At 49.1% G+C, this 13,312-nt stretch carries 11 protein-coding genes; 4 read left to right on the top strand and 7 right to left on the bottom strand.

Annotation, left to right across the window (positions count from 1 at the left end; translation table 11 throughout):
• From DZC79_RS00005 to DZC79_RS00020, 4 genes are all read right to left on the bottom strand, one after another.
• The coding region (locus DZC79_RS00005; RefSeq protein ID WP_157976816.1) for a transposase at positions 1-208 on the bottom strand (208 nt) is incomplete at its 3' end.
• A gap of 31 nt (positions 209-239) precedes the next feature.
• Complete coding sequence (locus DZC79_RS00010) at positions 240-884, bottom strand: hypothetical protein (RefSeq protein ID WP_118949497.1); 645 nt, start codon at positions 882-884, stop codon at positions 240-242.
• Positions 871-1,482: a hypothetical protein gene (locus DZC79_RS00015; RefSeq protein ID WP_157976817.1), complete on the bottom strand. Its 612-nt coding sequence runs from the start codon at positions 1,480-1,482 to the stop codon at positions 871-873. Before DZC79_RS00015 ends, DZC79_RS00010 begins: the two co-directional genes overlap by 14 nt.
• An 800-nt stretch (positions 1,483-2,282) precedes the next feature.
• Positions 2,283-2,657, bottom strand: a complete 375-nt coding sequence (locus tag DZC79_RS00020) for a hypothetical protein (RefSeq protein ID WP_118949499.1) — start codon at positions 2,655-2,657, stop codon at positions 2,283-2,285.
• A 239-nt stretch (positions 2,658-2,896) separates the two neighbouring features.
• On the opposite strand from DZC79_RS00020, the gene purT reads away from it, so the two are divergent.
• On the top strand, positions 2,897-4,075 hold the full coding sequence (purT, locus tag DZC79_RS00025; RefSeq protein WP_118949500.1) for a formate-dependent phosphoribosylglycinamide formyltransferase: 1,179 nt from the start codon (positions 2,897-2,899) through the stop codon (positions 4,073-4,075).
• A 3-nt stretch (positions 4,076-4,078) separates the two neighbouring features.
• Here purT and DZC79_RS00030 read toward each other — a convergent pair whose 3' ends face one another.
• On the bottom strand, positions 4,079-4,459 hold the full coding sequence (locus DZC79_RS00030) for a DoxX family protein (RefSeq protein ID WP_118949501.1): 381 nt from the start codon (positions 4,457-4,459) through the stop codon (positions 4,079-4,081).
• Positions 4,460-4,602: 143 nt separating this feature from the next.
• Here DZC79_RS00030 and DZC79_RS00035 point away from each other — a divergent pair, with 143 nt between their 5' ends.
• The 3 genes from DZC79_RS00035 to DZC79_RS00045 all read left to right on the top strand — a co-directional run bounded on the left by DZC79_RS00035 (position 4,603) and on the right by DZC79_RS00045 (position 6,445).
• Positions 4,603-4,938, top strand: coding sequence for a four-helix bundle copper-binding protein (locus tag DZC79_RS00035; protein WP_118949502.1), 336 nt, complete (start codon positions 4,603-4,605; stop codon positions 4,936-4,938).
• An 89-nt stretch (positions 4,939-5,027) separates the two neighbouring features.
• Positions 5,028-5,477, top strand: a complete 450-nt coding sequence (locus DZC79_RS00040) for a DUF4274 domain-containing protein (RefSeq protein ID WP_118949503.1) — start codon at positions 5,028-5,030, stop codon at positions 5,475-5,477.
• 200 nt (positions 5,478-5,677) lie between these two features.
• The gene (locus tag DZC79_RS00045) at positions 5,678-6,445 is read left to right on the top strand and encodes a cyclase family protein (RefSeq protein ID WP_118949504.1); all 768 of its coding nucleotides are present in this window, start codon (positions 5,678-5,680) and stop codon (positions 6,443-6,445) included.
• 995 nt (positions 6,446-7,440) lie between these two features.
• On the opposite strand, the gene dnaE is transcribed toward DZC79_RS00045, so the two are convergent.
• Together dnaE and DZC79_RS00055 are read right to left on the bottom strand one after the other, a co-directional pair.
• The gene (gene dnaE / locus DZC79_RS00050) at positions 7,441-11,064 is read right to left on the bottom strand and encodes a DNA polymerase III subunit alpha (RefSeq protein ID WP_118949505.1); all 3,624 of its coding nucleotides are present in this window, start codon (positions 11,062-11,064) and stop codon (positions 7,441-7,443) included.
• Positions 11,065-11,291: 227 nt separating this feature from the next.
• Positions 11,292-13,280 carry a glycosyl hydrolase family 28-related protein gene (locus tag DZC79_RS00055; RefSeq protein ID WP_118949506.1) on the bottom strand — a complete coding sequence of 663 codons (1,989 nt, stop codon included), beginning with the start codon at positions 13,278-13,280 and terminating at the stop codon, positions 11,292-11,294.
• Positions 13,281-13,312 lie beyond the last annotated feature (32 nt).

Here is a 13,312-nt window from a genome sequence, read left to right on the forward strand (position 1 = left end):
ACATCTGCTTCAGCTTGCGGTTCTCTTCTTCCAGCTCTTTGAGCCTTTTGAGCTGATCACTATCCATACCCGAATATTTCTTCTTCCAGGCATAAAAGGTAACCTTGGCTATGCCAAGCTCTCGACAGATGTCTTCAGACTTACGGCCGTTTTCATACTCTTTGAGCGCATGCGTGATCTGCGCTTCGCTAAATTGGGACTTTTTCATATTGACTATTTAAAGGTAAAAAATCATACTTTTAAATAGTCCGAATTTTAGGAGGGGTTACAGCACCATATAATAAATCTCTGCGACTAATACCCAAGGAAGCATCCATAATCTCTATCAAGAATAATCCAGGAGTAATGAAATCGGTTATATTATATCTGTTCCGATACATTGTGAGCAATCGTTCCTTTGATCTTTGGCTTTTATGGGCTATATAGTTTCTTATAGCATACAAGTCGTCAATTTTATTAAGGTTGGTCCGATCCAATTGAATAAAGGGATTGTATTTATCGGCTAGCACCTTTTTGGCTAAGCTTCTTAATTCGTTTGAGCTGGTAATGGTTTTATATTGTAGTCCATTCAAAACCGAATAAGCATTATCAAAAGACATTCTTACAGGTAAATTAAGTTCCAAATGTTTAGAGATCACATTTGTATCCATTGCGATGCAATAAGAGATAATATTGTGTGTGAACGTTTCCCATTCTGCAGCAATCTTAATAAGATATGATTCCTCCAACAAACTTATTTCTTCATTCTCTAGGCTCGTTAATTTTGGGAATTCCTTTTTGAGAATACTCCTGTAAAAAGTAAGGTTATTATGAAACTCAATGATGAATTTCATAAAAGGCTGAAAGGCTATAGTTTTCTTGTCGACCATATCAATAGCTGTCAATGTTGTATTTTTTGCTCATTTCTTCAAAAAGATGATTCATGCGGACCATACCCAACATTGTGCCGTCTGATGATTTCTCATCCATAAATGCGATGTTGTATGTAGATCGATCTAATAATCGCCATGATAGAATAGCCATATTCATAAAAATCCAGGCATACCACTGCGAACATACAAATGGCCCTAAAACAGTCTCCTTTTCACGTGCGAGGTATTCTCCTGGCTCAACAAAGCTTATTAGTTGGCAGCTCTTGCGGTAATGCATCATTAGTTTATTCTTTGATGCTCTACTTTTATGGGCAATGTAGTTTCTAATAAGAATTGCTTCATCAATAGGCATCAACATCGGCTTGAGGAACTGCTGAAATGGATTAAATCTTGAAACAATAATTTTAGACGTAATCTTTTTCAATTCCGAGGCACTATGAATAGAAAACATGTTCAGCCCGTTAATAATAGCATGAGCATTATCAATTGTAATTTTCCTTGGCAATTTAATGTTCAAATACTTTGAAAGCTTGGTAGTATCTTGTGCAATTGCGAAAGACATAATATTTACACAAAACAGTTCCCACTCAGTAATTTGTTTGAGTAGCATTGCCTCATGCGTATGTTCGATAATAGATTTACTTAGACTAGAACTGCTGATCTTATTTAGTACCTTGTTGTAGGAGAGAGATAAGTTGTGAAATTTGATTATATAAATAATACATTCAGAAAATTGGTAGCTCTTAGAATCCGGCATTGTTCTTTATTTATTGCTAAACTACTCACATTGGCTTGAATCACATAAGAAAGTAGCAAATACTTTTCTCGGAAATAGAGAATTGCAATAGCCTATGAATTTCAGCTAAATCTTCCACCAAAAAGTTCGAACATTGACCATCCGGTTCTACAAGCAAATGAAAACCCGCTCTGAGAGCGGGTTTTGTTGTTTTAGGTCACTTTGTTGATGGGATCAAATGGAAAAGTTAGGGATCAAGCGGACGGACCGTGCAATGCGCGGCCCGTATATTGAATTTTGGAAAAAGAAAAAGAACGGATTGGTACCTTCCGCGCCATCGCTATGATCCATAGCATTGATAAACACAGAGGGCAATCATTCCCAGGAGGATAAGGCCGCTGGCAATGCCGATAAGGGCTGCACGAAACCTCCTTTTTAACGCAATAACTTGAATCTCCTGCATCGCAATTCGTGATTAAAAGGTGAATAAAAGGCTTATGCTACTAAAGTTACAAAAACAATGCCAGAACGGGCAACGGCCGGGCGGGAAATAACTTCCCGCTAACCGGCTTGGGGGGGAGGGCACCAGACATTTCCTTTATCCCACGCTGTAATAACGGAAAAACCGGCGCGGGGCCGGTTTCTCTCTTCTTCGTGTTTATACAGGGCATTGGTTAAGCATGTTCGGCAAGCAGCCCGGGATGGTTCTTCCTGAGCTCGTGCTGGTGGAAATATTTCCCGATACTGTGCATACCAAACAACGCCAGCAGCAAATCGTTGATATCGGCGATCAGGCCGGGGCTGATACGTGTCAGCACAAAGCGGTTTTCCCCCCGGTAAAACGACCGCATCCTGTCGGGCAGGCAGTCGAAAATATTGTATTGATTCCCCGGATTGTACACAGTAAAAGATACGCCAGAGCTCAGTATCTGCACCGCAGCGAAAAGGGCACCTTCTCTTCCGGGGACATCTGGCGTATAAAGGCATAGCGAATCTTCCTGCTTGACCAGTACCTGCAAATGCTTTTCGTAAGGCTGCAGGATCTTCATTATCTTTTTTGCGATTCTGTTATAGGTTCGGACAAAAGGATACAATTCGTTCATTCGCGGCCGGTTTACGACGGGTTTGACCGGAACGGCCTTCGAAAGTTTAAAGATTTCCCAATAAAAGATAAATGAAAACAAAAAATATTGCATTAGTGCCTGGGTGGTTAAACCAAAGGAAATTTGCGCTTACAGCAGGAAAAGGCAGCGGGAAGCCTTAGTTTTGCCCTCTTTTCAAATGAATTATGCCTCAAAAGATCATGCTGCTCGGCTCCGGTGAGCTGGGAAAAGAATTTGTCATTGCTGCCCAGCGCTTGGGCCAGCACATTATAGCCGTAGACTCGTACAACGATGCCCCTGCGCAGCAGGTGGCCGACGAGCGCGAGGTAATCAATATGCTCGACGGCGCCGAACTGGACCGCATTGTAGCCAAGCATCGCCCCGACATTATTGTTCCCGAGATCGAAGCGATCCGCACCGAACGTTTTTACGACTATGAGCAGCAGGGCATCCGTGTAGTGCCCAGTGCCAAGGCCGCCAATTTTACCATGAACCGCAAAGCCATACGAGACCTGGCAGCCAAAGAGCTGGGGCTCCGCACAGCAGAATACCGCTATGCCACCAGCGCAGCAGCCTTGCACGAGGCCGTTCAGGCAGTAGGTATGCCTTGTGTGGTGAAGCCCCTGATGTCTTCATCGGGCAAAGGACAATCGGTTATCCGCACCGAAGCCGATATAGACAAAGCATGGGCCTATGCGCAGAGCGGCAAGCGCGGCGACCAGGACGAAGTGATCGTAGAAGCTTTTGTGTCCTTTCACTCAGAGATCACGTTGCTCACCGTTACCCAGCAGGCAGGTCCTACGCTCTTCTGCCTGCCCATCGGTCACCGGCAGGAGCGCGGCGACTACCAGGAAAGCTGGCAGCCGGCAGCGACCAACCCTGCCGACCTGGCAACGGCACAGGATATGGCCGGCAAAATTACCCGGGCGCTTGGTGGCGCCGGTATCTGGGGGGTTGAGTTCTTCCTGGCAGATGATGGCGTTTATTTTTCCGAACTTTCGCCCAGGCCACACGATACCGGCATGGTAACCCTGGCAGGTACTCAGAACCTTTCCGAGTTTGAGCTGCATGCCCGCGCAGTGCTGGGATTGCCTATCGCAGAGATCAGCCACGAGCGCAACGGCGCCAGTGCTGTAATACTGGCCCATGAAGAAGGAAGCGATCCCGAATTCAGCGGTGTGGAGCAGGTATTAAGCCAGCCCAGGGCCGATATCCGCCTTTTTGGCAAACCCATAGCCCGACCTTACCGCCGCATGGGCGTCGTGCTTACCTACGATAGCCCCGGGGCCGATGTAGACGCCATCAAGCAGAGAGCAATCGATCTCGCTGCCCTTGTAATCGTGAAGCCCGCTGCGAAAGAATAAGGATCAGTATCGCCGGCGTTTCCAGCCATTGGGATACATAATGGCGATCAGCACGATGATCAGGAGAAAATTGAACTCCATGCCATTCCTGCCGCCACCGACTACAAACCAGCCTTCACGGCCGTGGACCATGATGATACCCGCCACCAGGATGAAGATGGTAACAATGGCTGCCGGTTTGATCCATTTGCCCCAAAGAAGGCAGATGGCGCAGGCCACATGCGATAGCTTGATGGCCCAGGCCAGGGGCACGCCCAGGGGTGCAAAACCTTCCTGGTCCAGGTACCCGCGGCCAAACCCGTTGACACCGCCGTCAAACATACCCGGTATGCTGTGCGCTAAAAGAATGATGGCAACGGCCAGGCGTAGAAGAAAAGTGTTCATGGCAGGAGGTTTGTGCTTCGTCAAATATACAGATGCCTTATATAAAAAGCACTAACGGTAAACCGGGATTTTTTCAGAGGATTACCTGCGCAAACCGCCGAACCATTGGGGGTGCGGCTTGTTCTTTATAAAAACCAACTGTCATGAACGGATACCATCAATACCAGGACTGTATAGAAGCCTGCCTGCGTTGCGCGGCGCTTTGCCACCACTGCGCTTCGTCCTGCACCGGCGAAAAAGATATTGCCATGATGGGTGGCTGCATTCAATTGGATATGGAATGCGCAGCCATCTGTACTGCAGCGGCACAGCCGATGAGCCTCGGCAGCAGCCATGCATCCCGGCTATGCATCATTTGCGCCGATATCTGCGATGCCTGCGCAGCGGAGTGCAGCAAGCACGACCACGAGCATTGCCGCGAATGTGCCCAAGCCTGCAAGGCTTGTGCCGATGAATGCCGCAAAATGAACAACCGCTAGGCTAAAGGAAAAACCTGCTCCCGGCGCAATCTCCCGGAATACCGGGATTTATGGCTTCGCCATGCCGTCGTATTTTCGCATCATAAATCATGAGCGTTACAGATATGGCTGCGATAATGTTTGAGACCGACCTGCAGAAAAAGATCGCCGAAATACGACAGCACAAAAGCGCCGCTTCCCTCATGAAGCTGATGCAGCAATACGACTGGAGCGAAGGCTTTGAAATACCTCTTGCGGTAATTACTCATTCCTGCTGCGACCTGGGCCTTGCCCTCTATCTCTTCTGGCAATCCGACGAGGCGCGGCAATACTACAAAGGAGAAAGCGATACTGATGATGAATACCAGCTGGCTTTTTGCAAAACGCTGGTTGACGGCCTGCTCAAAGGCCGGTACAAAGAAGGCAGCAACAAGTTTGACACCGGCTTCTATGGAGAGCACCTGTTTCCCGAAGGCAGTGCAGTACATGAGCTGCGCGCGCTGAAGACACAAAGAGCGCAGAAACTATATGCCGACGCCTTGTTGCAGCCCGTGCTGTAAAGAGCTTATTACACATCATCGGTAAAAATCCTCAGTTGTTTTGATAGGATCCGGGGCCTGTGTATACCTTCTCGTAATTTAGCCCAAAGGCTGAAATCGATATTGTTCTGTTTTTTGCGATTACCCGGAGGATTGTATATTTTTTATCAAAAGCGGAATATTTTTACATCCTGCTTTCGATTATCAAACGTCGCTTCCTTATGCCCAATATCGTCGATCTTTCCAAGCCCATCCGTTTTAATGCCAACGATCCCTGGTTTATGCGTGTTAAGATAAAGCATAAGCCACACCGCAAGTCCCGCTGGCTTATTCGCCTGGTAGGCCTTCCCTTCAAGCTGTTCCCTTCGGGCTTCGGCGGCTGGGCCGATGACACTATCAAAAAAATGGGTGTACATGCCACTACACATCTCGATGCACCCTGGCATTACAGCCCTACTGTAAATGGAAAAAAAGCAAAGGCCATCGATGAAGTGCCCCTGGACTGGTGCTATGGCGACGGCATAGTACTTGACCTGACGTACAAAGCCGACTTCGATCCTATTACCGTTACCGATGTACAGCAAGCCCTGCTACAGATCGAAGTGACGCTGCAGCCCGGCATGATCGTGCTGATCCGTACCGGGCGCGACCAGTATAACGGTACCCGCGATTTTCCCAAAAAGGGGACAGGCATGAGTAAGGAGGCCACGCAGTGGCTCATTGCACAAGGTATTAAGATGATGGGTATCGACCAGTGGGGCTGGGATTTGCCGCTAACTTATATGATCGAACAGGCCAAAAAGACCAGCAATAAAGAGCTCTTCTGGGAGGCGCACCTGGTAGGGCAAAAGGAAGAGTATTGCCACATGGAGCAATTGGTCAACCTGGGCGCCTTGCCGGCAAAGGGTTTCAAGGTATGTGTATTCCCACTCAAGATCGTGGGTGCTTCGGCCGCGCCGGCAAGGGTTGTGGCGTTGATAGGGGAGTAGCACTTCTTTTCGTCGTTCAGAGCAAGTTGGCCGCGTAGCGGCCTGCATGGCCAGCCCTCGCTGGCGCATAGGCGCGCTATAGCATTTCCACAAAACAAACCGGTTATTTTTCTCGCCATGACGCAGTGATGCAGCGGGAAACACGATAGATACACGGCAACCTTTCGCGGTTCAGGCCGCTGCGCGTCCCGACCGGCATGTAGCGATCTTCTTCTTGCCTTATCACATCAAACCGCTCTTCTTTCCTGCTGCGTCGCTGCGGGAAAGGTGCGCAACAACCGGCCGGTAGGATATAAACAACCTTTAAGAAAAAGACTACCTGTTCTGGAAATCTTTTCCTGCTATCGTTCGCCCAGATCTTTATACTTGTCTTTGTTTTTCGATTCCACGATCCTTACCTTCTCGACCTCGGCATTGGAAGGAGATTTATTGCTGATCTCATACTCCTTTATAATGTCCCCATTTCCCTTGACCTGCTGGTATTCTCCCCTCGCGCTCTTTTTCCAAATTGCTTTCGGTCAGCCTATGGTCAATAATCCGGTTTCTGTTTCTTATGCTATCAATACTTTGAGCATAAGTGACATTGCTTAACAGTGCGAAAAGGATTAAACAGGTAAGAGGTTCCATACTTCAAATTTAAAATAACTAATGTAAAAGGCTCTTGCACGGGTTACACTATTAAAATTATGAGTACCCCCTTAAAGATCGTTTTGAACAGTGAATTGAATGTGCAGCGGCACATCTACGCACTATCACCCTGAGCGAAGTCGAAGGGTGAAAAAGCAACGCAATACCCCAAATTTTTGCCATGCTCCGACTCCGCTCAGCAGGACAAAAATTTTAGAATGCTAAAACAACACCCATTTCCATAACTGAAGCTCTTTAATAACACACCGTCACCCAAAGCGCAGTAGGAAAACCCTTCGCGAAGCGAAGGGTTTTCCTACTGCGCTGCGAGAGCAACGACAGGTAGGCGACAACAGGCCAACCAGCTGCTAGCTCACCTCCACCTTATACAGGATATCGGCTGTTTGCAGGTATTCGATCAGGTCGTCGTTCACCAGCAGCTTGCCGTTGCTGGAGCGCAGGCCGGTCTTACGGTCCTGCTGCTCGTCGGTAACAAGAATATTCACCTCGCAATTGCCGGGATACTGCTGTATATTCCTTTGCAGGAACTGCACAAAATCCATATCCAGCTTTTGGAGCGGCAGCGACATCGACAAACGCTTGGTGTATTTCGATTTCACATCGCCCAGCAGCATCACGCCGCCGATCTTGAATTCCATTTGTCCCGGCCGGAAACGGCTTTCCTCGTAAGTGCCGGTGATCATCAGCTTCTGCGACTCCTGCAGGTAATCGCCGTAATGTACATAGTTCTCTTTCCAGAAGTTCATTTCCAGGCTGCCGCTGTAATCGTTCAGCACCATGCGGCCGTATTTATCGCCTTTTTTGGAAATACCATGATAGGGACCTGATACAAAGCCGGCTATGCGCACCTGGCGCCCTTTAAAGTTTTCCAGCTCGTTGATGGGTACGATATTGTAATGCTGCATTTCAAAGCGGAAGCCGTCGAGCGGATGGCCGCTGAGGTAGATGCCGATGGTTTCTTTTTCTTTTTCCAGAAGGTCGTGCAGCGTCCAGGGCTCGCATTTGGGCAGCTCGGGAGGCTTAACATCGGGCATTTCCGCATCGCCGAAGAGGCTGTTCACGGCCATAGAGGTAGCTGCCTGCACCTGGCTGCCGAAACGGATAATACGCTCCAGGCCACTTACCGGGTCAAGTGCCGGCGCATGAAAGTATTGTGCGCGGTGATGTTCCGGAAAGCAATCGAAGGCGCCGGCATTCACCAGGCTTTCCAATGATTTCTTATTGACAGTGCGCTGGTTTACGCGGGTGATCATGTCGAATATCGACTTATAAACACCGTTCTGCTCTCGCTCGGCAATGATATCTTCTACTGCGGCTTCACCCACGCCTTTGATGGCGCCCAGCCCGAAGCGGACAATACCTTCTTTGTTTACCGAGAAACCTTTTAGTGATTCGTTGATATCGGGACCCAACACCTTAAGGCCCATCCGCTGGCATTCCTCCATAAAGAAGGTGATCTTTTCAATGCTGTTGGCATTGTTCATTACGGCTGCCATATACTCGGGCGGGTAATGCGCTTTGAGATAGGCCGTCTGGTAGGCCACGAAGGCATAGCAGGTAGAGTGGGACTTGTTGAAGGCGTACTGGGCAAAGGCTTCCCAGTCGGTCCATATTTTATCCAGCTTATCGGCGGGGTGACCCTTGGCCTGCGCCCCTTCCATAAACTGTACCTTCATCTTGTTCAGTACGGCGATCTGCTTTTTACCCATGGCCTTACGCAGCACGTCGGCGTCGCCCTTGGAAAAACCGGCCAGCTTCTGCGACAGCAGCATCACCTGTTCCTGGTATACGGTAATTCCATAAGTATCGGCTAAGTATTCTTCCATCTCCGGCAGATCGTAGGTGATCTCTTCACGGCCGTGCTTACGGGCGATAAAGTTGGGGATGTACGCCAGCGGCCCGGGCCGGTACAAGGCGTTCATGGCAATGAGGTCGGCAAACTTATCGGGCTTCAGATCGCGCAGGTGCTTCTGCATACCCGGGCTTTCAAACTGGAACGTAGCGTTGGTATCGCCGCGCTGGTACAGTTCGTAAGTCTCGGGATCTTCGAGGGGAACGTCGTCGATCTCGATATCAATACCATGATTGCGTTTGATGAGGTCGAGGGCATCTTTAATAATAGACAGGGTCTTCAGACCCAGGAAGTCCATCTTGATTACCCCTGCATTCTCGATCACGTTCCCTTCAAACTGGGTGATCAGCAGGTTCACGTCTTTCACGGCGCTTACCGGTATCAATTCCGAAAGGTCCTTAGGCGCAATGATGATGCCCGCGGCATGGATACCGGTATTGCGCACCGAGCCTTCCAGCTTTTCCGCATCGCGGATCACGTTGCCCTGTATGCCGGTGTCCTCCAGTATTTCGCGCAGGCGGCGCACGTTCACCAGGTCTTCTTCCTGCAGGCCTTCTTTATCTTTCAGGCTCTTGTCATCAGCTGTCGACGAGTCGATCGGCGCTCTTAAGATACGCTTGAGCGAAATACCCGGCTTATCGGGTACCAGCTTAGCCAGGGCATTGGCATCGGGCAGGGGCAGGTCCAGGACGCGCGCTACGTCCTTGATGCTGGACTTGGCGGCCATAGTACCATAAGTAACGATATGCGCCACCTGGTTCTTGCCATATTTATCCACCACGTAGTCGATCACTTTCTGGCGGCCCACATCGTCGAAGTCGGTATCGATATCGGGCATCGACTTACGGTCAGGGTTAAGGAACCTTTCGAACAGCAGGTTGTACTTAATGGGATCGATATTGGTAATGCCGATACAGTAAGCAACTGCCGAGCCTGCAGCCGAACCACGGCCAGGGCCAATGAATACGCCCAGGTCGCGCCCTGCCTGGATAAAGTCGGATACGATAAGGAAGTAGCCGGCAAAACCCATGGTGCGTATGGTAAAGAGCTCAAAGTTGAGCCGCTCTTCGATTTCGGGGGTAATGTTCTGGTAGCGCTTGTGTGCGCCTTCCCAGGTAAGGTGTTCCAGGTAAGCATCCTGGTTGTCGTTAAATTCGGCAGGCACCTTGAAGTGGGGCAGCAGGATCTCGCGCTCCAGCTTCAGGGGCTTGATCTTGTCCACGATCATCTGCGTATTGTCAATCGACTGCGGAAGATCGTGGAACAGCCGGCTCATCTCGTCGGTTGTCTTAAAATAAAACTGGTCGTTGTAGAAAGCAAAGCGGGTATTCTTCTTGCCGCCTTCTTCATCATCAAAATCCTTGGCCTTCTCGGTGCTCTGCTTTTCGCCGGTGTTGATGCACAGCAGAATGTCGTGCGCGTTCGCATCTTCCTGGTCCACATAATGCGAATCGTTGGAAGCGATGACGGGCACATTGTATTTTTTCGCAAACTTCAGCAGCACTTCATTCACCCTGATCTGCTCGGGAATGTCATGGCGCTGCAGCTCAACATAGTAGTCTTCGCCAAAGAGGTCGAGCCACCATTTGAATTCCTGTTCCGCTTCTTCTTCCGATTTGCGCAAGATGGCCTGGGGCACCGAAGCACCGATACAGCAGGTGGTCGCAATGAGGCCTTCGTGGTATTGCAGCACCAGCTCTTTATCGATACGGGGATACTTGCCGTACAGGCCCTCCATAAAGCCCAGGGAGCAAAGCTTAACCAGGTTGCGGTAGCCGGTCTCATTCTTGGCCAGGAACAGCTGATGATAACGCTTGTCCCGGCCTTCTTCGCGGGTAAACTGGCGCTTATGCCGGTTCTCGACCAGGTACACTTCGCAACCTACGATAGGCTTTACTACGGGTTCTTTGATCTCTTTACCCTCGGGTGTGGTACCTACTACTTTGGTATTCTTCCAGGCCTGGGCCACAAACTCGAAGGCTCCGAACATATTGCCGTGGTCGGTAATGGCCACGGCAGGCATATTGTCTTTTTCTGCTTTCTTAAACAAGCGTCCTATAGAGGATGCGCCGTCGAGCAGCGAAAACTGGGTATGGTTATGTAAATGGGAAAATTGCATGTTTCTTGAAGCGTAATTGCCGGTCGACCGAAGGCCTCACCAGGGTATTTTTCCAAACTACAAAGTAACGAAAAAAGGCGGGCCTTCAGATGGTGATTTTTCCACAGGAAATACCGGCGCCGGATGCAAGCTATCCTGCTGAAAGCCTTATCTATGCAACCAGGCGGCCCTACGGCCGCCTGGTTTATTTCATTTTTTAACTATACGCTTTAGCTGTAAGGACAGCGCTATGCATTGGATTTGATGATCCAGCTTGCCGGTACCTGTATGCCTTTATCTCCGCGGGTCTCGATGCCGTTCGCTAACGAGCATAAGTAGCCGATCAAGTAGGTCAGGTAGTGAGGGGAATTATTGAGATAATTTCCCTGGACGATACGGGTAGTCGCATCACCTTTCACCTGGGTATTGTAAAGGCTGAGATCCATCATAGACGCTCCACTATAATTCAGATAAACGGCAGACCTTCCGGGTGAGATATTCAGCTCGCAGCTTGAAAAAGTAGCTTTATTCTGTCCCGTGGTTGACCATAGGAATCCGTCTTCCCCATTCCCCTTGGTATCTGGCGTTTTATTGATCTTGATATTGTTGAAGTGAATACTGCTGTCGGACATCCGGAGTACCCCTGTGGCAAAGTTTATCGTTGGCTTCACTGCACTCGTTACTAAAAGTTTGGCATTGTACAGGGAAACATCGGTATTCAGGTCATAAGTGGTATTATCGAGGATATAGATCATTACCGGAGCGACATTGGCGGCCGGAGGCTGAACACTATCGCTGAAATTATACTGTGCAACGGTCGCCCTCAGCAGGGCCGCTTCCAGTGTCTTTACCGGATAAGCTTCCGTGTATCCATGCTGGCTGTCGCTGCCTGTGCTGGACAAGTATACGGTGTGCTTCGGTACGCGGTGAACCAGATTTCTATGATTGGCATAGGCCGCAACCGTACCCGGTACGGATATCTCGGTATACCAGCGGGAGATATTATTAAAGAAAGCGGGTGTGCTGTCCTGTCTCACACCATTAAAATACATTTTAGTGTTTGCGCCGGCTCGCAATGTCGCACCATTATTTGAGCCGACCACTTCATTAAATACAGCATCGCAGGTATAGCTGACAATAGATTCGCCACAGCCTTCTGCATAGAGACATTCGCAAGTATACTCGGAATTGCAGATGGCCGCACCGATATCCCAGTGCTGTACAATAAGCGATTGTGAAACAGAGCCGTAGTTATACAGTCCTATATAACCAAATGTACTGTTGGTGTAATCGGGAAGGTCTGTTCCGGCGAAGAAGATATTCAGACTGTTAAAGAAGGTCTGGGTCTCCGGCAGAGGAGTCGTTGTTCCGGCAATGCGGTCATAATAACCGTTGACGCTGACATTGTTATTTTCATACAGCGCGAGCACTCCTGCCTTATAGGTTTCGGAACGGGAGTTGATTTTAGTATCACCAGCACATCCGCAGCACAGGTAACCGATATCGGTTCCATAAACATAGCAATCGCTGATACGGGAATATTGCGCAACGGCTAAGCGTATCCCTCCGAATAAGCGTTTGTTGCTTTTTACGATAATGTTCAATTTGTTTATCTCAACACCATAGTTACCGCTTACTTCTCCCTTGTCAAAAAGGGTAGCCGTTGTAATAGCATTGGGCGCAATCGGGCTTCCTGTTTTATCAAAATTATCCGTGTCGATAACCCAGGCCAGGTTTGCACTAAAATCAGCGACCAACGTAGACTGGGCAACTTTATTGCTACCGCCAAAAAAATAACCGCCGCCTGCTTCCCCGAGCAAAGAGCAGTAGGGCGGTACTTTCAGTGTATTCGTGATCCTGTAGCCATTTTTCGTGGCAGGGAAAAACACGCTGAAGCCGGCAACTCTATATGTGGTATTGTTAACTGTTCCCTTATAGCCCAATATGCCGCCAAAACCAATAGCGGCCTGGATCGCAGCGGTATCGTCGGCGATGCCATTGCCTTTGGCGCCGAACCATTGTACATTCAGCGGTGTGGAGTACAGCCTTTTCCAGCGGCCGGTGGCAGATGCCGTGGTCTCAAAAATAGTGCCCGTATCGTCGCTCTCCGTGGAAAGCGCGTCCCAGTAGAAGGTGCCGCCGCCGCCATCGCCGGGGGTATAATAACCCAATACGGTTGCTGTGTCGCTACCCGAAGGTGCAGTCGTCTTTAGCTGACTGATGTTTGTGATTGTCATAATGATAAGTTTTTATTTACGGTAAAGGTAAA

It is taken from the genome of Taibaiella helva (assembly GCF_003545695.1).
In the GTDB taxonomy this organism is placed as follows: Bacteria; Bacteroidota; Bacteroidia; order Chitinophagales; family Chitinophagaceae; genus Taibaiella; species Taibaiella helva.

What these genes read in the sequence shown, in the direction of transcription:
- DZC79_RS00045 (WP_118949504.1), top strand. Translation starts at nt 5,678, where the DNA reads ATGCCCAATATCGTCGATCTTTCCAAGCCCATCCGTTTTAATGCCAAC.
- dnaE (WP_118949505.1), bottom strand. Translation starts at nt 11,064, where the DNA reads ATGCAATTTTCCCATTTACATAACCATACCCAGTTTTCGCTGCTCGAC.
- DZC79_RS00040 (WP_118949503.1), top strand. Translation starts at nt 5,028, where the DNA reads ATGAGCGTTACAGATATGGCTGCGATAATGTTTGAGACCGACCTGCAG.
- DZC79_RS00020 (WP_118949499.1), bottom strand. Translation starts at nt 2,657, where the DNA reads ATGAAGATCCTGCAGCCTTACGAAAAGCATTTGCAGGTACTGGTCAAG.
- DZC79_RS00055 (WP_118949506.1), bottom strand. Translation starts at nt 13,280, where the DNA reads ATGACAATCACAAACATCAGTCAGCTAAAGACGACTGCACCTTCGGGT.
- DZC79_RS00015 (WP_157976817.1), bottom strand. Translation starts at nt 1,482, where the DNA reads ATGCTACTCAAACAAATTACTGAGTGGGAACTGTTTTGTGTAAATATT.
- purT (WP_118949500.1), top strand. Translation starts at nt 2,897, where the DNA reads ATGCCTCAAAAGATCATGCTGCTCGGCTCCGGTGAGCTGGGAAAAGAA.
- DZC79_RS00035 (WP_118949502.1), top strand. Translation starts at nt 4,603, where the DNA reads ATGAACGGATACCATCAATACCAGGACTGTATAGAAGCCTGCCTGCGT.
- DZC79_RS00030 (WP_118949501.1), bottom strand. Translation starts at nt 4,459, where the DNA reads ATGAACACTTTTCTTCTACGCCTGGCCGTTGCCATCATTCTTTTAGCG.